The organism is Kitasatospora sp. NPDC057904 (assembly GCF_042887925.1).
In the GTDB taxonomy this organism is placed as follows: domain Bacteria; phylum Actinomycetota; class Actinomycetes; order Streptomycetales; family Streptomycetaceae; genus Kitasatospora.
The window spans coordinates 131702-153049 of sequence record NZ_JBHVOL010000005.1; the positions used below are offsets into that span (position 1 = coordinate 131702).

At 73.3% G+C, this 21348-nt stretch carries 21 protein-coding genes; 6 read left to right on the forward strand and 15 right to left on the reverse strand.

Annotation, left to right across the window (positions count from 1 at the left end):
• The first annotated feature begins 188 nt into the window (after positions 1-188).
• The 4 genes from serS (at position 189) to ACFVSN_RS15065 (ending at position 4546) form a co-directional block, all read left to right on the forward strand.
• Positions 189-1466, forward strand: a complete 1278-nt coding sequence (serS, locus tag ACFVSN_RS15050) for a serine--tRNA ligase (protein WP_359968686.1) — start codon at positions 189-191, stop codon at positions 1464-1466.
• Positions 1467-1503: 37 nt separating this feature from the next.
• Positions 1504-2364: an HAD family hydrolase gene (locus tag ACFVSN_RS15055; RefSeq protein ID WP_380439590.1), complete on the forward strand. Its 861-nt coding sequence runs from the start codon at positions 1504-1506 to the stop codon at positions 2362-2364.
• Between the two features lie 125 nt (positions 2365-2489).
• A complete protein-coding gene (locus tag ACFVSN_RS15060; protein ID WP_380439592.1) occupies positions 2490-3221 on the forward strand; it encodes a FadR/GntR family transcriptional regulator in 732 nt (243 codons plus the stop codon).
• Between the two features lie 71 nt (positions 3222-3292).
• Positions 3293-4546, forward strand: coding sequence for a CynX/NimT family MFS transporter (locus tag ACFVSN_RS15065; RefSeq protein WP_387955378.1), 1254 nt, complete (start codon positions 3293-3295; stop codon positions 4544-4546).
• A gap of 37 nt (positions 4547-4583) precedes the next feature.
• On the opposite strand, the gene ACFVSN_RS15070 is transcribed toward ACFVSN_RS15065, so the two are convergent.
• From ACFVSN_RS15070 to ACFVSN_RS15110, 9 genes are all read right to left on the reverse strand, one after another.
• On the reverse strand, positions 4584-5300 hold the full coding sequence (locus ACFVSN_RS15070) for an ABC transporter permease (protein WP_380503785.1): 717 nt from the start codon (positions 5298-5300) through the stop codon (positions 4584-4586).
• A 29-nt stretch (positions 5301-5329) separates the two neighbouring features.
• A complete protein-coding gene (locus ACFVSN_RS15075; RefSeq protein WP_387955380.1) occupies positions 5330-6247 on the reverse strand; it encodes an ABC transporter ATP-binding protein in 918 nt (305 codons plus the stop codon).
• Positions 6248-6293: 46 nt separating this feature from the next.
• Complete coding sequence (locus tag ACFVSN_RS15080; RefSeq protein ID WP_387955382.1) at positions 6294-7190, reverse strand: ABC transporter permease; 897 nt, start codon at positions 7188-7190, stop codon at positions 6294-6296.
• Entirely contained in the window at positions 7180-8136 is a 957-nt protein-coding gene (locus tag ACFVSN_RS15085; RefSeq protein WP_380439602.1) for an ABC transporter ATP-binding protein, read from the reverse strand. The genes ACFVSN_RS15080 and ACFVSN_RS15085 overlap by 11 nt, the downstream gene beginning before the upstream one ends.
• 164 nt (positions 8137-8300) lie before the next feature.
• Complete coding sequence (locus tag ACFVSN_RS15090; RefSeq protein WP_387599667.1) at positions 8301-9413, reverse strand: hypothetical protein; 1113 nt, start codon at positions 9411-9413, stop codon at positions 8301-8303.
• Positions 9410-10309: a hypothetical protein gene (locus tag ACFVSN_RS15095; RefSeq protein WP_387599670.1), complete on the reverse strand. Its 900-nt coding sequence runs from the start codon at positions 10307-10309 to the stop codon at positions 9410-9412. The genes ACFVSN_RS15090 and ACFVSN_RS15095 overlap by 4 nt, the downstream gene beginning before the upstream one ends.
• Complete coding sequence (locus ACFVSN_RS15100) at positions 10306-11202, reverse strand: hypothetical protein (protein WP_380439606.1); 897 nt, start codon at positions 11200-11202, stop codon at positions 10306-10308. The genes ACFVSN_RS15095 and ACFVSN_RS15100 overlap by 4 nt, the downstream gene beginning before the upstream one ends.
• Before the next feature lie 52 nt (positions 11203-11254).
• Positions 11255-12097, reverse strand: coding sequence for a hypothetical protein (locus ACFVSN_RS15105; protein ID WP_387599673.1), 843 nt, complete (start codon positions 12095-12097; stop codon positions 11255-11257).
• 353 nt (positions 12098-12450) lie between these two features.
• Positions 12451-13071, reverse strand: a complete 621-nt coding sequence (locus ACFVSN_RS15110; RefSeq protein WP_387599675.1) for a hypothetical protein — start codon at positions 13069-13071, stop codon at positions 12451-12453.
• 161 nt (positions 13072-13232) lie between these two features.
• Between ACFVSN_RS15110 and ACFVSN_RS15115 the strand changes: the two genes are divergently transcribed.
• Entirely contained in the window at positions 13233-14126 is an 894-nt protein-coding gene (locus ACFVSN_RS15115; RefSeq protein ID WP_380439612.1) for an LLM class flavin-dependent oxidoreductase, read from the forward strand.
• Between the two features lie 24 nt (positions 14127-14150).
• Here the strand turns inward: ACFVSN_RS15115 and ACFVSN_RS15120 are convergent, their stop codons facing one another.
• Positions 14151-14345 carry a hypothetical protein gene (locus ACFVSN_RS15120; RefSeq protein WP_380439614.1) on the reverse strand — a complete coding sequence of 65 codons (195 nt, stop codon included), beginning with the start codon at positions 14343-14345 and terminating at the stop codon, positions 14151-14153.
• A gap of 160 nt (positions 14346-14505) precedes the next feature.
• On the opposite strand from ACFVSN_RS15120, the gene ACFVSN_RS15125 reads away from it, so the two are divergent.
• Positions 14506-15387: an HAD family hydrolase gene (locus tag ACFVSN_RS15125; protein WP_387955594.1), complete on the forward strand. Its 882-nt coding sequence runs from the start codon at positions 14506-14508 to the stop codon at positions 15385-15387.
• Here the strand turns inward: ACFVSN_RS15125 and ACFVSN_RS15130 are convergent.
• Genes ACFVSN_RS15130 through pstC form a run of 5 tightly spaced genes read right to left on the reverse strand, consistent with a single transcriptional unit; the run spans position 15363 to position 21336 of the window.
• A complete protein-coding gene (locus ACFVSN_RS15130) occupies positions 15363-16286 on the reverse strand; it encodes a phosphate ABC transporter ATP-binding protein (protein WP_380439618.1) in 924 nt (307 codons plus the stop codon). The two genes, ACFVSN_RS15125 and ACFVSN_RS15130, sit on opposite strands and share 25 nt — an antisense overlap.
• Positions 16287-16309: 23 nt before the next feature.
• Complete coding sequence (locus ACFVSN_RS15135; RefSeq protein ID WP_387599681.1) at positions 16310-17209, reverse strand: sortase; 900 nt, start codon at positions 17207-17209, stop codon at positions 16310-16312.
• On the reverse strand, positions 17206-19017 hold the full coding sequence (locus ACFVSN_RS15140; protein ID WP_387599683.1) for a substrate-binding domain-containing protein: 1812 nt from the start codon (positions 19015-19017) through the stop codon (positions 17206-17208). Before ACFVSN_RS15140 ends, ACFVSN_RS15135 begins: the two co-directional genes overlap by 4 nt.
• A gap of 38 nt (positions 19018-19055) precedes the next feature.
• Complete coding sequence (gene pstA, locus ACFVSN_RS15145) at positions 19056-20276, reverse strand: phosphate ABC transporter permease PstA (protein ID WP_380498823.1); 1221 nt, start codon at positions 20274-20276, stop codon at positions 19056-19058.
• A 28-nt stretch (positions 20277-20304) separates the two neighbouring features.
• Complete coding sequence (gene pstC / locus ACFVSN_RS15150) at positions 20305-21336, reverse strand: phosphate ABC transporter permease subunit PstC (protein WP_387955384.1); 1032 nt, start codon at positions 21334-21336, stop codon at positions 20305-20307.
• Between the last annotated feature and the right edge of the window lie 12 nt (positions 21337-21348).

Here is a 21348-nt window from a genome sequence, read left to right on the forward strand (position 1 = left end):
AACCTCAATTCCTTGGTTCGACCGCCCGGAGGGCTGCGTTCCACAAGGATCCACAGCCTCGGCCCCACACCTGTGGATAACTCACGTCCGGCGGGTTCCCCACAGGAGTTATCCACAGGCGGAGCGGAGTTATCCCCAGGGGAAAACCGGTACCGGTGGACGAGCCCCCGCCCGGTAGGCTTGGGCGCGTGATTGACCTTCGCCTGCTCCGTGAGGACCCTGACCGAGTGCGCGCCTCGCAGCGCGTCCGTGGCGAGGACGTCGACCTGGTCGACGCCCTCCTCTCCGCCGACGAGCGGCGCCGGTCCTCGGGCACCCGTTTCGACGAACTGCGCAGCGAGCAGCGACTGCTGGGCAAGCAGGTCGCCCAGGCCAAGGGCGACGAGAAGGCCGCCCTGCTGCAGCGCACCAAGGACCTGGCCGCCGAGGTCAAGGCCGCGGACGCCGAACAGGGCGCCGCCAAGGAGGAGGCCGACCGCCTGCTCCGCTCGCTGGCGAACCTCATCGACCCGGCCGCCCCGGTCGGCGGCGAGGAGGACTTCGTCACCCTGGAGGAGATCGGCACCCCGCGCGACTTCGCCGCCGAGGGCTTCGAGCCCCGCGACCACGTCGAGCTCGGCCAGATCCTGGGCGCGATCGACACCGAGCGCGGCGCCAAGGTCGCCGGTGCCCGCTCGTACTACCTGACCGGCGTCGGCGCGCTGCTGGAGCTCGCCCTGGTCAACATGGCCTTCGCGCAGGCGACCGCGGCCGGCTTCATCCCGATGATCACCCCGACCCTGGTCCGCCCGGCCGCCATGGACGGCACCGGCTTCCTGGGCCAGGCCGCCGAGAACGTGTACCACCTCAAGGAGGAGGACCGTTACCTCGTCGGCACCAGCGAGGTCCCGCTCGCGGCGTACCACATGGACGAGATCATCGAGGCCGAGAAGCTGCCGCTGCGCTACGCCGGCTACTCGTCCTGCTTCCGCCGCGAGGCCGGCACCTACGGCAAGGACACCCGCGGCATCATCCGCGTCCACCAGTTCGAGAAGGTGGAGATGTTCGTCTACACCACTCCCGAGGACGCCGAGAACGAGCACCGCCGCCTGCTCCAGTGGGAGAAGGACTTCCTCAACGCGCTGGAGCTGCCCTACCGGGTGATCGACGTCGCCTCCGGCGACCTCGGCGCCTCGGCGGCCCGCAAGTTCGACATCGAGGCCTGGATCCCCACCCAGGGCAAGTACCGCGAGGTCACCTCGACCTCCAACACCACCGAGTACCAGTCCCGCCGACTGGCCATCCGGATGCGCGAGGAGGGCAAGACCCGCCCGCTCGCCACCCTGAACGGCACGCTGGTCGCCGTCCCGCGCACCATCGTGGCGATCCTGGAGAACCACCAGCAGGCCGACGGCTCGGTGGTCGTGCCGGAGGCGCTGCGGCCGTTCCTCGGTGGGCGCACCGTCCTCGAACCGGTCGCCAAGTAGCCCGCACCACCGGCAACTCCCGGGAGACGCACGGCCCATGAGCACCACCAGCCCAAGCCCCGTCTCCCTCGGCGACGACGCCCCGCGCGGTGGCGGCCTGCCCTTCCGGCTGGTCGCCACCGACCTCGACGGCACCCTGCTGACCGGCGAGGAGACCGTCTCCGCGCGCACCCGCGCCGCCCTGGCCACGGCCACCGGCGCGGGCGCGCTGCACATCGTCGTCACCGGCCGCTCCGCCGTCTGGGCCCGGCCGGTGTTCGACGAGATCGGCTACACCGGGATAGCGGTCTGCGGCCAGGGCGCCCAGGTCTACGACGCCGGCGCGCACAAGCTGCTCACCTCGCTCACCCTGGACCGCCGGCTCGCCGCGCTCGCCATCACCAAGATCGAGGCCGAGACCGGCCCGCTGGCGGTGGCCGCCAACCAGGACGGGCTGGACGGCCAGGTCCTCGCCGGGCCCGGCTACGAGCTGCTGATCGGCTCCGACCTGCCGGTGGTCCGGGTCGAGCGGGACGAACTGCTCACCACCCCGATCAGCAAGCTCTACATCCAGCACCCCGGCCTGACCGACGACGCCCTCGCCGAGGCCGCCCGCCGCGTCGCCGGGGACCTGGTCGGCGTCGTCATGGCCGGCGCCGGCGTGGTCGAGCTGCTGCCGCTCGGCCTGTCCAAGGCCACCGGGCTGGCCGTCGCCGCCCGTCGCCTCGGGGTGCGCGCCGCCGACACCATCGCCTTCGGCGACATGCCCAACGACGTGCCGATGTTCGGCTGGGCCGCGCACGGCGTCGCGATGGCCAACGCCCACGAGGAGCTCCTGGCCGTGGCCGACGAGGTCACCGCGAGCAACGACGAGGACGGCGTGGCCGTCGTCCTGGAGCGCCTCTACCCGGCCCGCTGAGCGGCCGGGGCCCTCCCCGTCCCGGACCCGTCGCCGAACCTTCACCCCCAGTTGTAGGATGACCGGGCAAGCGGTTGTAGGATGACCGACGACCGATGGTGAAGAGCAGCGGAGGGAGCACCGGCATGACCAGCGACGGCAACAGCCTGCAGGCGGCCGGACGGCGCTCCCTCGTGGACACCGCCATCGACCAGCTGCGCGAGCAACTCGCGGGCGGCGCCTGGCCGGTGGGTTCGAAGATCCCCACCGAGCACGAGCTCGCCGAGCGGCTGCAGGTCGGCCGCAACACCGTCCGGGAGGCGATCCGGGTGCTGGTGCACGCCGGCATGCTGGTCTCCCGGCAGGGCGAGGGCACCTTCGTCCGCAGCACCAGCGACCCGGCGGCCGTCCTGCGCGGTGTCCAGCGCTCGGGCATCCGGGACGTCCTGGAGGTCCGCGCGGCGCTGGAGACCGAGGGCGCGCGCCTGGCGGCCCTGCGGCACACCCCCGAGGACATCGCCCGGATGCGGGCCGCGCTGGCCCGCGAGGCCGAGGTGATCGCGGCGAGCCCGGAGCGGACCGGCCGCGAGGCCACCGTCGAGCACGACCTGGAGTTCCACACCGCCGTCGTCGAGGCCGCGCACAACCCCGCGCTGGCCGAGGTCTACCGCTACTTCGGCGCCTCGGTGCGCGAGTCGATGCGGACGGCCTTCGGCGACCACGACATGCCCGAGGTGGTCGTCGCCACCCACGCGGCCCTGGTGGACGCGATCGAGAGCGGCGACCCGGACCGCGCCGAGGCGGCGTGTCGGGCGCTGCTCGCCGAGCCGATCGCGGCCGTCGAGCAGCTCATCGCGGCCATCGCGGCCCGGAAGTAAGGCCGGGGGCAGGGCCCACGCGCCCTTCCGCCGTCCGCACCGTCTCTCACCCCCGAAAGAACAGCACCCCCATGGCCGTCACCCGTGCCCAGCAGCCGGTTGTCACCTCCTCCGCCCCGCTCCCCGTCCGGTCCCGGCTGGCCCACCCGGCCCTGCTGCTGACCGGCATCCTGCTGGTCGCGCTGAACATGCGCGCCTGCCTCGCGGCGATCTCCCCGATGGTCGGCGAGATCCAGCGCACCTTCGGGCTGTCCACGACCGCGAGCGGCCTGATCACCACCGTGCCGGTGCTGTTCCAGGGCGTCGGCGCGCCGCTCACCCCCCGGCTGACCCGGCGCTTCGGCACCGAGCGCGTCGTGCTCGGCGCGGTGCTGGTGCTCGGCGCGGGCGTGCTGCTGCGGGTGCTGCCCTCGGTGGTGGCGCTGTACGCGGGCTGCGTGGTCATCGGCGTGGCGATCGCGGTGCTGAACGTCTCCATGCCGGGCCTGGTCAAGCGGGAGTTCCCGGAGCGGGCGGCGGCGATGACCGGCGTCTACTCGACCACGATGCTGGTCGGCGCGACCCTCGCGGCCGGGCTCTCGGTGCCGCTGGAGCACGCGCTGGGCGGCGGCTGGGAGGCCTCGCTGGGCGCCTGGTCGCTGCTCGCGCTGGTGGCGGCGGTGGCCTGGCTGCCGCAGGTGCTGCGCTCGCGCGAGGAGCGGGCGGCGGCCGGCGCGGCCCCGGCCGCCGGACGGGCCGGCGCGAGCAAGCCGATCGAGGGCATCTGGCGGTCCGGACTGGCCTGGCAGATCAGCCTGTTCATGGGCATCTCGTCGCTGCTGGTCTACACCCTGGTGGCGTGGATGCCGACCATCCTGGCCGAGCACGGGATGGACCGCGGCCAGGCCGGCCTGGTCTTCGCCTTCTCCAACCTGCTGCAGGTGGTCGGCGCCTTCCTGGTGCCGCTGATCGCCGGCCGGATGACCAGCCAGCGCGCCCTCGCCGTGGCCATGGCCGGGCTGAACGGCCTCGGCATCGCCGTGCTGCTGGTCGCGCCGGTGTCGGGTGCCTGGGTCGCGGCGGCGATCCTCGGTGTCGCGCAGGGCGGTTCGCTCGGCCTGGGCCTGGCGTTCATCGTGCTGCGCACCGGCAGCGCGGCCGGCGCCGCCCAGCTGGGCGGCATGTCCCAGGCGATCGGCTACCTCGTCGCGGCGGCCGGTCCGGTCGGCGCGGGTGCGCTGCACCAGCTGACCGGCGGGTGGAGCGCGACGCTCGCGCTGATGCTCGTCCTGGTCGCCGTGGTCGGCGCGGCCGGCTGGGGCGCGGGCCGCAACCGGACGCTCTGACCACCCGTTCGGACGTACGGGCCGGCCCCCGGCCGGCTCAGTCCTCGCCGGCCAGGGTCAGCCCGGCCAGCCGCACCGCGGCCAGCACGGTCGCGGCGACGGTGACCACCAGCAGCAGCGGCACGGCCACCCCGAAGGAGACGTCCGCGCCGATCGCGGTGTCCCCCGCCACCGTCTCGGCGACCGACCGGGCCCACTGCTGGACGCTCAGCGTGCGGGCGCCCGCCACGAAGTTGCCGACCAGCGACTCCCACACCAGCGCGTAGCCGAGTCCGGCGACCACCGCGTGCCGGGTGACGACGCCGAGCAGCAGGAAGATCGCGCTGTACGCGGCCCCCGCGACCAGCGCCGCGACGGTGTAGCCGAGCGTGACGCCGTCCTTCGTGCCGTACAGCATCAAGCCCGCGAGCATGGTCGGGACGGCGGCGAACACCCACGTGGTGCCGATCGCGACGAACAGCTTGGTGGTGACGATCTCCCAGCGCGGCAGCGGCTTGGCGAGCAGGTAGACGATCGAGCCGTCGTCGATCTCGGTGGCGATCACGCCGGTGCCGACGACCAGCCCGAGGATCGGCACCAGGGTGCCGAGGCCGAGCTGGCCGAGGATCTTGACGGTCAGGTCGTGCCCGTCCCCGCTGGACCCGCTCGCGAGCGCCGAGACGAGCAGCAGCAGGGCGGGGACCACCAGCAGCAGGGCGCCGCGGCGGCGGCCCAGCAGGCCGCGCAGCGTCAGCCTGGCGACGGTCGGATTCATGGTCGGCCTTTCCCGATGGCGTGCTGAGGTCAGGCGGAGACGAGGTAGGAGAACACGCTCTCCAGCGACTCGTCCGCCGGGGCGACGGTGTACAGGGTGATGCCTGCCTGCCGGGCGACCCGGGGCAGCAGCGTCGTGAAGCCCTGGAAGTTCACCGCCTGGATCCGCAGGGCCCGTTCGCGCTCGTCCACCTCGATGCCCGCGGTGGAGCCGTCGGCGATCAGGGCGGCGGCCAGCCGGCGGTCGTCGCTGGAGCGGACCAGGTAGCGGTGCGGGCGGTCGGTCATCAGGCGGCGGATCCGGCGGAAGTCGCCCGAGGCAGCGTGCCGGCCGGCCACCACGACCTCGATGTGCCGGGCGAGTTGCTCGACCTCCTCCAGGATGTGCGAGGAGAACAGGACGGTCCGGCCGTCCGCGCCGAACCGGCGCAGCAGGTCCATCAGCTGGAGCCGCTGGCGCGGGTCCATGCCGTTGAACGGCTCGTCGAGCAGCAGCACGGCCGGGTCGTGGACGAGCGCGGAGGCCATCTTGACCCGCTGCTTCATGCCCTTGGAGTAGGTGCCGGTCCTGCGGTCCTGGGCGTACTCCATCTCGACCAGGCCGAGGGCGCGGCGGGCGGCGGCGCCCGGATCGGGCAGGCCGTGCAGCTCGGCGTTGGCCAGCACGAACTCCCAGCCGGTCAGGTAGTCGTACATCGACTCCCGCTCGGGGACCAGCCCGATCTTCCGGTACACCTCCTGGTTGCGCCAGATCGGCGAGCCGTCCAGGGTGACCGTGCCGGTGGAGGGCGCGAGGAAGCCGCTCATCATGTGGATGAGGGTGGACTTGCCCGCGCCGTTCGGGCCGAGCAGACCGGTGATCCCCGGGCCGATGGCCATGCTGATGTCGTTGACGGCGACCACGTTGCCGAACCAGCGCGAGACCTTGTCGATGGTGATGGTGGCCATTGCGTGCCCCTCCTGGGCTCTGCGGTCGTCGGACGCCGCGGGTGGATCAGACGCTGCGGTAGCGGCGCAGCAGCAGCCCGTACGCCCCGGCCGCCATCCCGGCGGCGACGACGAGGAACACGGCGGCGCCGAGCGCCCCGGGGGCGTGCATCCGGCCGACCGGGCCGCCGACGTCGAAGAGCTGGTTGGTCAGGCTCTCCACCAGGTCGTTCGGCGACAGCAGCGCGGCCCACTGGGCGGAGTCCGGGACGGTGACCTCGAAGCCGGTGCCGATCCGGGTCAGGATCGCCACGACCACCGAGCTGACCGCGAGGTAGCCCATGATCCCGGCCACCCCGAAGCCGCGGCGCGGGGTGGCGGCGGCGATCACCAGCGCGACCGAGGTCGGCACGAGCGCGTACAGCACGGCGGCCACCAGGCCGATCAGGAAGTGCTCGGTGTTGTGCGCGAAGTCCAGCCGGCCCAGCAGCGCGCCGACGTAGAGCACCACCAGGGGTGCCGCCATCAGCAGGAACTGGGCGCAGAACATCGCCGCGAACTTGGCCCGCACGTAGTCGCCGCGGGTGATCGGGCGGGAGAAGTACAGCGGGACGGTGTGGTACCTGAGGTCCCGGGAGAGGAGCACCGGCGTCTGCGAGGCCAGGAAGATCGAGACGATCAGGCCGAAGGCCGACAGGTAGCGCGGGTAGTCCAGCGGCAGCTGCGCGGCGTTGGTGAACAGCGCGATCGCGACCATGATGACGGCGGGCACGGTGAGCACGCCGAGCACCAGCATCGGCAGCACCTTGGACTTGCCGGAGCGCCCGAGGCCGTACGCGGCGCGCAGGCTCTGGGTGAACAGCGAGCGGGTCGCGTAGGCCCGGCCGAGGCGGGGGCCGGCGTAGCCGCGGTAGCCGATGTCGTGGATGACGCCGGCGTCGGCGGGCCTGCTCTCAGGAGGCATCGTCCGGACCTCCCTTGGACTCGTCCGTGAAGAGTTCGGCGACCCGGTGCCGGCGCTGTTCCAGCCGGACCAGGCCGAGGCCGAGGTCCGCGACGGTGTCGCGGATGGTGTCGTAGGTGTCGTCGCCGGCCAGCCGGACGAGGAGCACGTGCGAGCCGTCCGGGGTGGCGGACAGGCCCGCGGCGGTGAGGCGTTCGAGGACGGCGGCGCCGGGGTCGCGCACCAGGTCATCCGGGTGGTCGGTGACTTCGAGCGCGAGCAGGGCCGTCGCCTCGGTGAAGGAGGCGGTGGAGGAGGAGCGCAGCAGCTTGCCACCGTCGATGACGACCAGGTGGTCGCAGGTGCGCTCCAGCTCGCCGAGCAGGTGGGTGGTGACCAGCACCGAGATGCCGAAGTCCCGGTGGACGCGGCGGATCAGTGCCAGCATCTCGTCCCGGCCGGCCGGGTCGAGGCCGTTGGTCGGCTCGTCCAGCAGCACCAGCTTCGGGTCGTGCACGAGTGCCTGGGCCAGCTTGACCCGCTGCTTCATGCCGGTCGAGTAGCCGCCCATCGGGCGGTAGCGCTCCTCGTACAGGCCGACGTGGCGGAGGGTGTCCGCGGTGCGCTCGCGGGCCGCGGCGGCGGGCAGTCCGGCCATCCGGGCCATGTGCACCACGAACTCGGTGGCCGACACGTCGGGCGGCAGGCAGTCGTGCTCCGGCATGTAGCCGACGCGCTCGCGGATCTCCGGGCCCTGGGTGGCGATGTCCAGGCCGAGGACCCGGCCGGTGCCGGAGGTCGCCGGGGCGAGCCCGAGCAGGATCTTGATGAGGGTGGACTTGCCCGCCCCGTTGGCGCCGACCAGGCCGACGACCCCCGGGTGCACCTCGACGGTGAGCCGGTCGAGCGCCGTTACCCGGGGGAACCTCTTGGAGAGGTCGTCCGTCTTGATGACAGGAGTGGACACGCCCCCAACGTAACGGGCCCGCGCCGCAAGGACCATGAGCTGGAATGACGAACCGCGGATGATGCTGCGGTATGACGCCGGCGGGCTCTCCCCTAGGGGTCGGACGGAAGCGGCCGGGCCGACCGGTCGTGACGCGGTCGGCCCGGCGTTCGCATGACGTTCCGTCAGTTCAGCAGGTCGGACTGCAGGGTGGCCACCTGGCGGAACGGCGCGACCGGCACGCCCTTCGGGTTGGTCATCGTGATGACGGCGAGGACGTTGCTCGCCCCGAGGTACGCCACGCGGGCCGTCGGGTCGCCCTTGGCGCCCTGCACCGAGGACTCCTTGACCGCGAGGTCGACGTTCGGGAGGGCGTCCCAGCCGTCGTGCGAGCCGGCCTTCGCCCCGGGCAGGGCCTTCGGCAGGCTGTTCGCGCGCAGGGCCGAGAAGACCTCCCCGCCCTCGAAGGAGGAGCCGAAGCGCAGCAGCCGGATCTGGGTGCGGGTGCCGTCGGAGGCCGTCCACTCCCGGACGGCGGCCGCGCGGCACGCGTTCTGCAGCAGCAGGGCGCGCAGGTCGTCCGGGTTCTGCTGCTCGTCGAGGACGGCGTCGCAGGGGGCCCAGTCGGCGGTGGCCGCGCTGGCCTTGGCGGAGGCCGCCGGGCTCGCCGTCCCGGACGGGGACCCGCTCGCGGACGGGCTCGCGGACGCGGTGGCGGACGGGCTCGCCGAGCCGGACGCCGAGGGCGTCGCGGTCGGGCTCGGGAAGACGACCAGCCCGAGCGGACCGCCGGCCTCCTTGGGCGCGGGCAGCACGAGGTTGCGGAGGTCCGCGCGGTGCGGCTCCTTGCGCACCGACGGGCCCTTCGCCGGGGGCTGCGGCGGCAACGCGAGCGCGGGGAAGGTGTAGCGGCCGTCGCTCTTGGTCGCCAGGCCCGGGATGTCCGTGCGCTCGGGAACGGTCAGGGCCATCGCCGTCCCGGTGCCGGCGAGCGCGCACACCAGGGTGGCGGCGGCCCAGCGCACCACCGCCTTGCGGCGGCGGGTCCGGCGGGCGAGGCGGGCCTCGCGCTTCTCGGGCGTCTCGGGCGCGGCCGGCGGGGGCGGCACCAGCTCCACCTCGGAGAGCGCCGGGCCGGCCGGCGCCGCGGGCTCGGGCGGGGCGGTCGGCACGGGCGCGGGCGGAGCGGTCGGCACGGGCGCGGGCGGAGCGGTCGGCACGGGCGCGGGCGGAGCGGTCGGCGCGGGCGGGGGGACGGGGGTGCCCGCGGGGTCCTGCGAGGTGACGTGGTCGGTCATACGGACGCTCCCGGGCGGGCGAGGCGGTCGAGCTGCGCGGTGAAGAGGGCGACGATCTTGTCCTTGGGCAGCGGCGCGACGCCCTCGACGTTCATGACCACGAGGAGGTCGCCCTCGGCGGCCGAGCACTCCAGGTAGTCGAGCGGGGCGGACGGCGGCGCCGGCATCAGGTAGCAGTGCGCCTCCGGGTGGCCGGGGATCTCCGGGCCGAGCCGGAACAGGCCGGTGTCGCTGAAGACCGCCGTGTACTCGTTGAGCTTCTGCACCTCCTGCTGGTTGAACTGGCGCAGCTTCAGGCCGGCCACCAGGTCGTCGCCCTGGGCCCGGTACGTCCGCACACCGGTAGCCTTGACGTGCAGGCCCTCCCAGTAGGCGCGGAGCTTGTCCCGCTTGTCCTTGGGGATCTGCTGGAGCTCCTCGTCCAGTTCGGCGCTGAGCCGCTCGGCGCCGATCTCGTCGTCGTTGCCGTAGCCGCCCTCGTCCGGGCCGAGTTCGAAACCGGCCGGGACGGGCAGCAGCAGGTCGCGCAGCGAACCGAAGTGGTTGCCGTTGGACCTGGCGCCGAACGGCGTGGCGGTCGCGGTCGGCGCCGGCGCGGCGGACGGGCCGGCGGCGACCGGGGCGGGGTCGTCGTACTGCGTCTTGATGATGCCGATGCCGATGACCACGCCGACCAGCGCCGCGGCGACCGTGGCGGCACCCGCGCGCAACAGGCGGCCGGAGGCCGGGCGGGGGCGCGGGGCGACGGGGGCCGGCTGCTCGGGCGTGAACGGCCCGGGCGCGAACCGCCCGGCGGCGGGCTGCTGTTCCGGGGCGAGCTGCTCGGCGGCGGGCTGCACGGGGATGGTGTGCGGCTGCTCGGGGGTCTCAGCCCCGGTCACGGTGCTGTCGCTCATATCAGCCGCTCCCACTGCTGCTTGGCGAGGTCCTCCACGGCGTTCGACGTCACCGGCTTGGCACCGAAGATCTCGACCTCCATCACGACGGTGCCGCGCTGGGCCACGGCGTGGCCGTAGTAGTACGGATCCTTGCTGTCCGACCAGTAATTGGGCTGGTCGAACACCTTGTAACCGCCGTTGGCGCCCTTCTCGAAGGGCTGCGTGCGAAAGACGGTGGCGCGCGACTTCGCCTCGCCGGCGTGCTCGGGCGCGTACTGGATCAACGACACGCGGTACTTGACGTCGTCCTTCTGCCAGTCGACCTCCACCGCGCGCCGGAAACCGCGCGAGTTCAGGTCCTTGAACTCGCGGACCGCGTCGCCGGTGTGCTCGGCGAGGTCGCCGGCCGACACCCAGGAGGGCTTGTCCGGGTTCTCGCCCCAGGGCTTGCTGCCCTCCGGCGCGGTGAGGAGGAGCTTGCGCAGGTCGCCGTCGATGGCGAGCGGCTGCGGCTGCTCGGCGGCGAAGGCGGTCGGGTCGACCGTCGCGGCCGGGTAGGACGGCAGTGCGACCTGCAGCGGCGGGAGCGGCGTCGGCGGGCGCTGCGCCTGGATGGCGTAGCCCACGCCGCCACCGCCGAGGACGCCGAGCACCAGGCCGCACACGGCCAGCAGCACCGGCCGGGGCCGGCGCGGGACGCGCGGCGCGGGCTCGGGACCGACGGCCAGGAGGTCGGGCACGAAGGCACCGGGCGGCCCGGTCACGACGGCGTCGGGAGCGACGGCCTCGGGAGCGATGGCGTCCGACGCGGCGACGGGCTGCGGCGGCACCGGCGGGGCAGGCGGCGCGGCGGGGGCCGCGGGCTGCGGAGGAGCGTCGCCGGGCGACGGCTCCACGGGTTCGGTGGTCACGAAGTGGCTCCAGGAGAAGGAAGGACGACGGCGGGCGGGCGGCGGTACGGGCTCAGCCGCCGGAGGCGAGCCACTCGCGCTGCCGCTTCATCAGCTCGCTGAGCAGCGCCTTGTCCGGCGTCCCCTTCACCTCGACGTCGATCGTGTACTGGACGTCGCCCTGGCTGGAGATGCCGGTCATCGAGCCGGTGTAGGCCTGCTGCTTGGGCTTGTGGACGTAGCCGTGGGCGTTCGGGTCGCCGTCGATGTCGATCGGGTCCTGCGACTTGACGGTGTAGCCCTTGACGAACTCGGTCGCCATCGCGGTGGAGCCGAAGTGCAGGAGGGTGACGGTGACTTCGGCCTTGCCGTCGGCGGTGCGGTACATCCGGGTGGCGCCCTCCTTGTACCCGTACGAGCCGAGGATGCCCATGATCCCGTCCTGCTTGCCGAACAGTTCGGCGACGTCGTCGTCGCTCAGCTTCGCCCCGTCCACGGGCCCGTACGACTCGCCGCCGTCGGGGATCGGGAGCAGGAAGTAGCGCAGATCGCCGTCGTGCCTGCCGCCGCTGACGGCGCCCTTGACGGTGCTGGCCGGCTTGGGCGTGGTCGGGACGGCGGTCGGCGTCGGAAGCGGCACGGCGGTGGGCGTCGGACTCGCGGAGGCCGTCCCGGACGCGGACGCGGCGGCCGTCGGCGCGGGTGCGGCGGCGGCCGGGCGGGCGTCCGGCTTGCCGACCGCGACGGTCACGGCGGCGCTGGTCGCCGTGACGGCGAGCAGCCCGGCGGTGGCGAGCGCGATGCCGACGGCGCGCGGCAGTCGGCGCGCGGGCGCCTCGGCGGGCGCCCCGACGACGGGCTCGGCCATCGGCTCGGCCGTCAGCTCGGCCATCGGCGAGGCAATCGGCTCGGCCATCGGCGCGGCGGGCAACTCGGCACCGGGAACAGCAGGTTGAGCAGCTACCGGCTGCTCTGCGGGGTGCTCGTTTTCGGGCGCGGACAAGGAACTCCCCCAGGGAAACGTGGAATGTCGCGCGCGGGCCCCTCGCACACCGCCCCCCAGCGGCTCTCCGGACCGTCCGGCACGCGTCTCAGCAGGAAGTATGAGAGGCCGGTGAGAAATCCGCCAACAAAATCATCACCACGTTCCCTCCCAATTCCCGATGAATCGGGCACGCCGTGATCCAAACGCAATGGGCGGACCGGCGTCGACCGCCGATCCGCCCCGTTCGCCCTGCGCCACCCGCTACCGGCGCGGGCGGCCGCGCCTCAGGAAACCGCCTTCTCCCACATCTCGACGACCTTGCCGGAGGCGTCGAGCGTCACCTTGAAGACGTTGTTCTGGCAGGGGTAGACGCCCTTGTCGCTGCCCGGCGTCGCGATGCACTCGTTGACGTGCTTGGCGAGGGTCTCCGCGTTGGCGTCCATCGGCGGCTTCACCACCGACCGCAGCTGGGCCTTGAAGGCGGGCGCGAACTGCGCGGTCTTGTCGGGCCCGGTCGGTTCGAGGGCGACGTCGTCGACCCCGCAGGCGTCCTTGGTGTCCTTGTAGACCAGGGTGGTCCCGTTGGTGCCCTTCACCGGGACGATCCACTTCTGCCCGGCCGGCAGCGGGTCGTGGGTGCAGATGCCCTCCGGGCCTGCGTCGGTCGCGCCGGCGGACGGCTTGCCGGTGGGCTTGGCCTTCCCGGTCGGCGAGGCGGCGCCGGTGGCCGCACCGGTGGGCGCGGCGGTGGGCGCGGCGGTGGCGGGCGCGCCGGTGGGCGCGGCGGCGGCGGTGCTGGAGCCGCCGCCGGCCTGGTCGGACGAGTTGTCCGGGCCGCAGGCGGCCAGGCCGAACGCGGCCGTGGCAACCAGGGCGGCGGAGAGCAGTTTCCTGGAAACGAGCATGACGACTAACCCCCGTGTGACGCATGATCAGGTTATCGGTGCGGCCGACAGACTAGCGCCTCCCACCGTCGCTCCACGCACACCCGCACCTGCACCCCCGCGCCCCTGGGCGCCCCCTGCGCCACCGGACACCGGCGCACGGGCGACGTAGGGTCGGACCCATGCGACTGAGCACCGTGATCCTCCCCATCCACCGGTGGGGCGAGGGGCAGAAGATCTGGCGGCGGGCCGAGGAGCTCGGTTTCCACGCCGCGTACACGTACGACCACCTCTCCTGGCGGTCGTTCCGGGACGAGCCGTGGTTCGGGTCCGTCCCGACCCTGACCGCGGCCGCGACGGCCACCGAGCGGCTGCGCCTCGGCACCCTCGTCACCTCGCCGAACTTCCGGCACCCGGTGACGCTGGCCAAGGAGCTGATCACGCTGGACGACGTGTCCGGCGGGCGGCTGACGCTCGGCATCGGCGCCGGCGGCGTCGGCTACGACGCGACGGCGATGGGCCAGGAGGCGTGGTCGCCGAAGGAGCGGGCGGACCGCTTCGGCGAGTTCCTGCCGCTGCTGGACAAGCTGCTGCGCGAGGACGCCACGACCGAGGCCGGCACGTACTACTCGGCCGTCGAGGCGCGGAACATCCCCGGCTGCGTGCAGACGCCGCGCGTCCCGTTCTACGTGGCCGCGACCGGCCCCCGCGGGCTGAGGCTGGCCGCCGAGCACGGGCAGGGCTGGGTCACGTACGGCGACCCGCGCGGGCCGGCGGACGTGCCGGTGGAGCAGGCGCCCGAGGTCATCGCGCGGCAGATCGCGAAGCTCACCACGGCCTGCGAGGCCGCCGGCCGGGACGTCGCGACACTGGAGAAGGTGCTGCTCCAGGGCTCGACGGCGGAGAAGCCCCTGCAGTCGCTGGGCGCCTTCGTCGACTGGGCGGGCACCTACCGCGAGCTGGGCATCACCGAGCTGGTGATCCACTGGCCGGTGCCGGGCTCGATCTTCGAGAACGACCTCGCCGTCTTCGAGGAGATCGCCGCCGAGGGCCTCGCCCAGCTCGGCGAGGGCTAGCGGCTCAGGGGACCGACGGCCGGATCACGGGTGCGGACGGGTGCGCTGGGCGGGGAGCTTCGGCTCCGGCCCGGCGGGCCCGTCCGGGGCTCCCCGGCGGGCGATCTCGGCGAGGGCGTGGAACAGCACGTCGCCGAGGAGGACGGGCTCGCGCGGCGCGGCGCGGGCCGCGGGAGGGGCGGTCGGGAGCGTCTCGTCCCGGAGCTGGCGAGTGGGCATGGCTCTTCCTGCCGACGGGGAGGCGGTCTGCTCGGCCATGCGGGTCCTGCCCGGAGGGCGGAAGCCGGACACCCCCGCCCCGGGCGAATCGGCCGGAAACGGCGCTTCCGGGGCCGAAAGAAGGCCGACCGGGGTCGGAGGACGGGTGGCGGTCCCGCCGATGACCGGCACCCCGCCGATGGGCGAAGATGGACCGGTGACCGAACCCCGCGCCCCCCGCCTGATCGCCACCGACCTGGACGGCACCCTGCTGTGCAGCGGCGGCACCGTCACCGACCGCACCGCCGCCGCCCTCGCCGCGGCCGAGGCGGCCGGGGTGCGGGTGGTGTTCGTGACCGGGCGCCCGCCGCGCTGGATGCAGCAGGTCAGCCCGCACATCGGCGGGCACGGGGTGGCGATCTGCTCCAACGGCGGCGCGGTCGTCGACGTGCGGCGCGGCGAGCTGCTGGAGTCCTTCCCGCTGCCGGAGGAGACCGCGCTGGCCGTGGTCGAGATCCTGCGCGCCAAGCTGCCCGGCACGTCCTTCGCCTTCGAGTACCCGGCCGGGTTCGCCCGCGAGCCCGGGTACGAGGTGCCGATGTGGGGCGAGGACGTGGACCACCCGATCGGCCCGGCCGAGCTGCTGCTGGGGCCGGACGGGCCGGTGCGCGGCCTGTTCAAGCTGCTGGCCAAGCACCCGGACCTCGACCCGGACAAGCTGCTGGGCGAGGCCCGCGAGGCCGGCGGGCACCTGGCCGAGATCACCCGCTCCGCGCCGATCCCGCTGCTGGAGATCAGCGCGCCCGGCGTCACCAAGGCCAGCACGCTGGCCCGCTGGTGCGCCGGGCACGGCATCGACCGCACCGAGGTGGTCGCCTTCGGCGACATGCCGAACGACCTGGAGATGCTGGACTGGGCCGGCACCGCGTACGCCGTCGCCAACGCGCACCCGCAGGTGCTGGCGGCGGTGGCGCTGCACACCGTGAGCAACGAGCAGGACGGCGTCGCGGCGGTGCTGGAGCGGATCCTCGGGCTCCCTCAGCCGAAGCGGCCGTTGACGTAGTCCGAGGTGCGCCGGTCGCGCGGGCTGCCGAAGACCTGCTCGGTCGGCCCGGCCTCGACGATCCGGCCCGGGGTGTCGTGGGTGGCCAGGAAGAACGCGCAGGTCTGCGAGACCCGCTGGGCCTGCTGCATGTTGTGGGTGACGATCACGATGGTGAGCCGCCCGCGCAGCTCGGCGATGGTCTCCTCGACCCGCCGGGTGGAGGTCGGGTCGAGCGCCGAGCACGGCTCGTCCATCAGCAGGATGTCCGGCGACACGGCCAACGACCGTGCGATGCACAGGCGTTGCTGCTGACCGCCGGAGAGCGCGCCGCCGGGCGTGTGCAGCCGGGTGGCCACCTCGTCCCAGAGCCCGGCCCGGCGCAGGCTGGTCTCCACGAGGTGCCGGCGCTCCTCCTTGGACACCTTGATCCCGGCCAGCTTGAGCCCGCTCGCGACGTTGTCCTGGACGGACATCGCCGGGAACGGGTTGGGCCGCTGGAACACCATGCCGATCCGGCGGCGCACCTCGGCCGGCCGCCGGTCGAGGTGGTAGACGTCCTCGCCGTCCAGCAGGACCTCGCCGGCCAGCGCGGCGCCGCGCACCATCTCGTGCATCCGGTTGAGGATCCGCAGGTAGGTGGACTTGCCGCAGCCCGACGGGCCGATCAGCGCGGTGACCTCGCCGGCCGGCATCGCCAGCGAGACCCGCTCCAGCACCTTGCGCGAGCCGAACCAGGCGGAGACGTCCCGGGTCTCCAGGGCGGCGAGCGCCCCGCCGCCGGCCCCGGTGCCGTACCGCGGCACCGGCTGGACGGGCGGCAGGGTGAGCGTGTCGGCGGCCGGGTCCGCCGCCGGGTGCGGCGCGTCGGCCGGCCGGGCCGGGGTCGGCGGGTGGTCGGTCATCGGTGCATCCGTCATCGGTACGGTCCTCCGGGCGCGCGTCAGTAGAGGTTGGGCAGCAGGGCGGCGGCGTTCTCGTAGACCGCCCAGAGCGCCGCGCCGACCACCGGTGCGAGGCTCAGGTAAGCGGTCGAGCGGCGCCAGTACCGGGCCAGCAGCAGGGCGGCGACCACCGCGCCGAGCAGGCCGAGCGACCATAGCTGCAGCGTGGCCAGCGCGCCCTTGTCCGCGGCCAGCGCCTTGTCGTACGGGACGGTGGCGGGCCGGCCGCCCGGGTTCTGCTGGGGGTCGCCGTCCAGCCGGGCGCCGATCATCACGGTGGAGCCGGGGATCCAGTCGGAGTCCCCGGTGACCAGGACGAGCCGGTCGCGGGCCGGGTCGGTGATCGGGGCGTCGCCGTCGCCGTACGCGTTGACGGTGTAGCTGGCCGTGCCCTGCCCGGTGATCGTCTCGATCCGGTCGCCGACCCGCAGCTTGGACAGTTCGGCGAACGGCGCCCCGAAGGTGGCCCCGCGGCCGAAGACCACCGCCACCCCGCTCTGGCCGGGCAGCGCGGTGTCCCGCCGGTGGCCGGGCCCGCGCATGAGGTCCCGGCCGGTGGTGCCCTCGACGACGACGGCCTGGTGCAGGCCGATCGCCGGGATGTCCAGCAGCGCCACCGGTTCGCCGTCCGGCGCGGAGCCGGTCGGGGCGACCGCGCGGGCGAGCTGGTCCCGGAAGGTCTTGTGCGCGGTGGACTGGTAGTGCCGCTCCTGGATGTCCGAGAGCGTGAACAGGAAGCCGACGAAGCCCAGGACCAGCGCGGCCAGCAGGCTGACCGCCCAGGCCGCCTGGAGGAACCATCGCCGCCCCGGCGTCACCGCGGGCCGCCCGGCCGGACCGGCCGGCTCCGGAACGCCAGGGGCGGGGGCGGCCGGCTTCTCCAGCACGGGGGCCGTCACGACGCGCCGCCCGACGTGCGGCGGCGCAGCAGCCGGCGGCCGAGCAGCGGCGGGACGAGGACGACGGCGATCAGCTCGATCGCGGTGAGCGTGCTGAGCATCCAGTCGTCCGGCTTTCCGGCCACGTCGACCACGTTCGCCGCGACCTCCCCGGCACCGCCGCGGCCGCGGGCCACCACCTGGCCGGTCTGCGGGTCGACGACGTCGTCGACGGGCTGGTCGCCGGGGGTGCCGGCGGCCGCGTTCGGGTCGGCGGCCGCCCCCTGCGCGTTCGGGTCGCCGGTGCCGCCGGCCGCCGCCGCACCGCCGGCGCCGCCCGCGGTGCCACCACCGCCCGTGCCCTTGTTTCCGGCCTTGCCGGTGCCGCCGCCGCTGCCCGTACCGCCGGTGCCGCCGGCCGCGCCGCCGCCGCTGCCGCCCGGGCCGCCGCCCGGGCCCGAACCGCCGCTGACCGCCTGGCCGTTCTGCACGGTGCAGTCGAGCGCCTGACCCTGCTTGTCGCAGGGGCTGGGCATCGGGGCGTTCTTGAGGAGCGTCAGCTCGCCGGCCTGGTTGATGGTCGGGTTGGCGCAGCCCGCCAGGCTGTCCGCGTTGACCTTGCTGGCGTTGCCCGGGATGTGCTTGCTCTGCTTCAGCCCGCCCTTGACCAGGCCGTACGGGATCGGCGAGTAGCCGAGCTGATCGGCTTCGCCCTGTCCCTCGCACAGCACGTAGTCGAGGAACCGGCTGAGGGCGGCGCCCTTGTCGTCGTTGAACCGGGGCAGCGGCTTGAGGAAGTCGGAGCGCGGCACGATCAGGTAGCTGTAGCTGGAGATCGGGTACGCGCGCGGGTCGTCCATGGTGTAGACGCCGTCGAGGTTCTGCTGGAGGTAATTGGGGTCGGACTCCGGGGTGTCGTCGTCGACGCCCCGGATCTTCGCCGCGGTGAGCGACACCGCCACGTTGGAGGCGGTCGGCAGCGAGAAGTAGCCGGCCTTGTTGAGCACCTTCACCACGGGCCAGTTGGCCTTCTTGGCGAACGCGTACTCGTCGTAGCCGATGGTGCCCTGGTTGGTGGGCGCCATGATGTAGCTGGCGACGGTGTCGGAGCTGCTCTGCGCGACCATCGGGCTGGACGCCGGGAAGAACTCGGTGTACTCACCGCAGCTGACGGAGTTGACCGCCTTGCAGTAGTCGTCCCACTGGGCGCCGTAGGTGTGCGACATCCAGCGGGTGAACTGCGCGGTGGCGCCCGAGCCGTCGGAGCGGACGACCGGGAAGATCTTCAGGCTGGGCAGCTGTCTGCCGTAGTCCTGGGTGATCTTCGAATCGTTCCAGTTGGTGATCTTGTTGGTGAAGATGTCCACGATGGTCTGCGGGGAGAGCCGCAGGTCACGGACCTGCTTCCCGCCGATCTGCAGGTTGTACATGAAGGTGGTGCCGCCCGCGGTGATCGGCACGTACGAGTAGCCGTACGTCGGCTGTTCGGCGCCACCGCCGCCGCCGCGCCGGCCCGCCTCGTTCAGGCCGGTGTCCTCCTTGGAGCGGAACGGCACGTCCGAGGCGGTGAAGTCGGTCTGGTTGTTGCGCCACGAGGCGCGGCCGTTCGCCGAGCCGGTCGCGGCGAAGTCGATGCCGATGCCCTGCGTCCGGACGTCCTGGCGCCACTGGTCCAGGGCCGGTGCGGCCCAGCTGGAACCCTCGCCGCTCAGCACCACGCCCGCGTGCGCCGGAGTGCTGCGCGCCAGCATGGTCCCCGAGGCGAGCAGGAGGGACAGCAGTACGGCCACCGTGCGGGCCACGGGGCGCCTTGCGGCCTCCCACGACATGAGAACTCCTCTGGTACAGCGGTTGGTTGAGTGCGACATCAGCGACTCCTCGGCACGGCGACGACCGGACGGGAGACGGCGGCCAGCGCGGCGGCCTCGGCGCGGCGCGCGTCCCGGCTGATCCGGCGCTTCTGGGCCCCGGTCAGCTGACCGGGCCGGCGGCCACCGAGCAGACGCGCGGTGACGAACAGGACCAGCACCACGCCCATCAGGGTCAGACCGGCGGCGAAGCCCCGCGCGATCATGGGGTCGTAGGGCTGTTTGACGTAGTTCCAGATGTACAGCGGCAGCGACACCTGGTGCCCTTCGAACGGGTTGCCGTTGAACTGTGCGGTGAAGCCGGCGGTCAGCAGCACCGGCGAGGTCTCACCGACGCCGCGCGCCATCCCGAGCACGACGGCCGTCACCAGTCCTGGGCGGGCGGTGGGCAGCACGACGTTCCACACCGTCCGCCACTGGCTGCCGCCGAGCGCGTACGAGGCCTCGCGCAGGGTGCCCGGCACCAACCGGATGACCACTTCGGCGGCCCGGGTGACGATCGGCATCATCATCACGGTCAGCGCCAGGGAGGCGGCGAAGCCACTCTTCTCGAACCCGAAGGTGAGGATCACGACGCCGAAGACGAACAGGCCGGCGACGATCGACGGCAGCGCCGTCATCGCCTCGACCAGCGTCCGTACGGGCCGGGCCATCCGGCCGCCGACCTCGGACATGAAGACGGCCGCGCCGATCCCCAGCGGCACCGCGAACAACGTCGCCAGGCCCAGCTGTTCGAGCGATCCGACGATCGCGTTGAGCGCACCGCCGGAGGTGATCGGGCTGAGCGGGCCGGTGCTCTCCATCGACTCGGTGAAGAAGTTGAGGTGCTGCGCCGCGTCCATCCCACGGCTCGTCACGTAGCCGATCTGGTCGGCGATCAGTCCGACGATGAGCAGCCCGGCGCTCCAGGCGACCACCGCCACCAAGCGGTCGCGCACCATCATCGGACCCCACTGGAGACGGCCGAGCGCGTAGTAGCCGGCCAGGAAGAGCACGTACCAGCAGATCAGGAAGCCGAGCACGCCGCTGAACGGCAGGACCCGCTCGTACAGCATCCAGTCCAGGCCCAGCGAGCCGGCCGACGCGCCGGCCAGGGTGAAGACGTCGTCCCGGGTGATGCCGCCGAGCTTCACCCGCTTCTCGGGTCGCGGCCGTCCGTCGGGCGCGGGAGCGGCTGCGGGCCCGGACGCCGCGACCGGCGGCAGGTCGAGCGTGGTCATCGGATCGTCCCTTCGGGGTTCGTCATGGTCAGTCCGCCGTCGCGGAGCCGGAACGGGACCGGTTGATCACGAAGCCGGCCGCCACGTTGACCAGCAGGGTGAGCGCGAACAGCACCAGACCGGCCGCCATCAGCGCGGAGAGCGACAGCGAGTCCGACTCGCCGAACCGCAGTGCGATCAGCGCCGGGATCGAGTTGGCGCCGTTCTCGAGGACGTGCGTGATGGTCTGGAAGCTCGGCGAGATGATCAGCGCGACGGCGATCGTCTCGCCCATCGCGCGGCCGAAGCCCAGCATCACCGCGCCGATCACACCGCCGCGTCCGAACGGCAGCACCACGGTCCGGACCATCCCCCAGCGCGTCGAGCCCAGTGCGTAGGCGCCCTCCCGCTCGCCCTGCGGCGCCTGGGAGAACACCTCGCGGGAGAGCGAGGTGACGATCGGAATGATCATCAGCGACACCACCACGCCCGCGATGAAGGTCGAGGAGGTGTAGGACGGTCCGACGTCGCCGGTGCGCACCTTCAGGAACGGGAGCACGTCACCGAGGTGGTTGGCCATCCAGCGCACCAGGCCGAGGATGCGCGGCTGGAGGAAGAACAGCCCCCAGAGGCCGTAGACGATGCTGGGGATGGCCGCCATCAGGTCGACCAGGGTGATCAGCAGTGCACGCAGCCGCAGGGGCGCGTACTCGGAGATGAAGATCGCGGTGCTGAGCGCCACCGGGACGGCGATCGTCAGCGCGATGACGGCGATCAGCAGACCGTCCGGGAGCACCGCCGCGATGCCGAAGCTGTGCGCGCCGGTCTGCCACTTCCGCTCGGTCAGGAAGGACCAGCCGACGATGCGCAGCGCGTCGGCGCCGCGCAGCACGAGGAAGAAGGCGATCAGCCCCATGATCGCGAAGACCGAGAGCCCGGCGAGCCGCAGCACGCCGCGGAACACCCGGTCGCCGGCGGTCGCGGGGGCGGTGATGATGCGCGGGACGTCCTCGTCCGGCCCGCGGTCGGGCTGGCCCGGTGCCCCGGCGTACGGTGCCGCGGGCTCGGCGGCGGCTGTCATGGTCTGCTCTCC

What these genes read in the sequence shown, in the direction of transcription:
- ACFVSN_RS15140 (WP_387599683.1), bottom strand. Translation starts at nt 19,017, where the DNA reads ATGTCGTGGGAGGCCGCAAGGCGCCCCGTGGCCCGCACGGTGGCCGTA.
- ACFVSN_RS15130 (WP_380439618.1), bottom strand. Translation starts at nt 16,286, where the DNA reads ATGACGGATGCACCGATGACCGACCACCCGCCGACCCCGGCCCGGCCG.
- ACFVSN_RS15070 (WP_380503785.1), bottom strand. Translation starts at nt 5,300, where the DNA reads ATGAATCCGACCGTCGCCAGGCTGACGCTGCGCGGCCTGCTGGGCCGC.
- ACFVSN_RS15095 (WP_387599670.1), bottom strand. Translation starts at nt 10,309, where the DNA reads ATGAGCGACAGCACCGTGACCGGGGCTGAGACCCCCGAGCAGCCGCAC.
- ACFVSN_RS15090 (WP_387599667.1), bottom strand. Translation starts at nt 9,413, where the DNA reads ATGACCGACCACGTCACCTCGCAGGACCCCGCGGGCACCCCCGTCCCC.
- ACFVSN_RS15105 (WP_387599673.1), bottom strand. Translation starts at nt 12,097, where the DNA reads ATGGCCGAGCCGATTGCCTCGCCGATGGCCGAGCTGACGGCCGAGCCG.
- ACFVSN_RS15080 (WP_387955382.1), bottom strand. Translation starts at nt 7,190, where the DNA reads ATGCCTCCTGAGAGCAGGCCCGCCGACGCCGGCGTCATCCACGACATC.
- ACFVSN_RS15060 (WP_380439592.1), top strand. Translation starts at nt 2,490, where the DNA reads ATGACCAGCGACGGCAACAGCCTGCAGGCGGCCGGACGGCGCTCCCTC.
- ACFVSN_RS15065 (WP_387955378.1), top strand. Translation starts at nt 3,293, where the DNA reads ATGGCCGTCACCCGTGCCCAGCAGCCGGTTGTCACCTCCTCCGCCCCG.
- ACFVSN_RS15110 (WP_387599675.1), bottom strand. Translation starts at nt 13,071, where the DNA reads ATGCTCGTTTCCAGGAAACTGCTCTCCGCCGCCCTGGTTGCCACGGCC.
- ACFVSN_RS15120 (WP_380439614.1), bottom strand. Translation starts at nt 14,345, where the DNA reads ATGCCCACTCGCCAGCTCCGGGACGAGACGCTCCCGACCGCCCCTCCC.
- ACFVSN_RS15115 (WP_380439612.1), top strand. Translation starts at nt 13,233, where the DNA reads ATGCGACTGAGCACCGTGATCCTCCCCATCCACCGGTGGGGCGAGGGG.
- ACFVSN_RS15075 (WP_387955380.1), bottom strand. Translation starts at nt 6,247, where the DNA reads ATGGCCACCATCACCATCGACAAGGTCTCGCGCTGGTTCGGCAACGTG.
- ACFVSN_RS15055 (WP_380439590.1), top strand. Translation starts at nt 1,504, where the DNA reads ATGAGCACCACCAGCCCAAGCCCCGTCTCCCTCGGCGACGACGCCCCG.
- pstC (WP_387955384.1), bottom strand. Translation starts at nt 21,336, where the DNA reads ATGACAGCCGCCGCCGAGCCCGCGGCACCGTACGCCGGGGCACCGGGC.
- pstA (WP_380498823.1), bottom strand. Translation starts at nt 20,276, where the DNA reads ATGACCACGCTCGACCTGCCGCCGGTCGCGGCGTCCGGGCCCGCAGCC.
- ACFVSN_RS15125 (WP_387955594.1), top strand. Translation starts at nt 14,506, where the DNA reads ATGACCGGCACCCCGCCGATGGGCGAAGATGGACCGGTGACCGAACCC.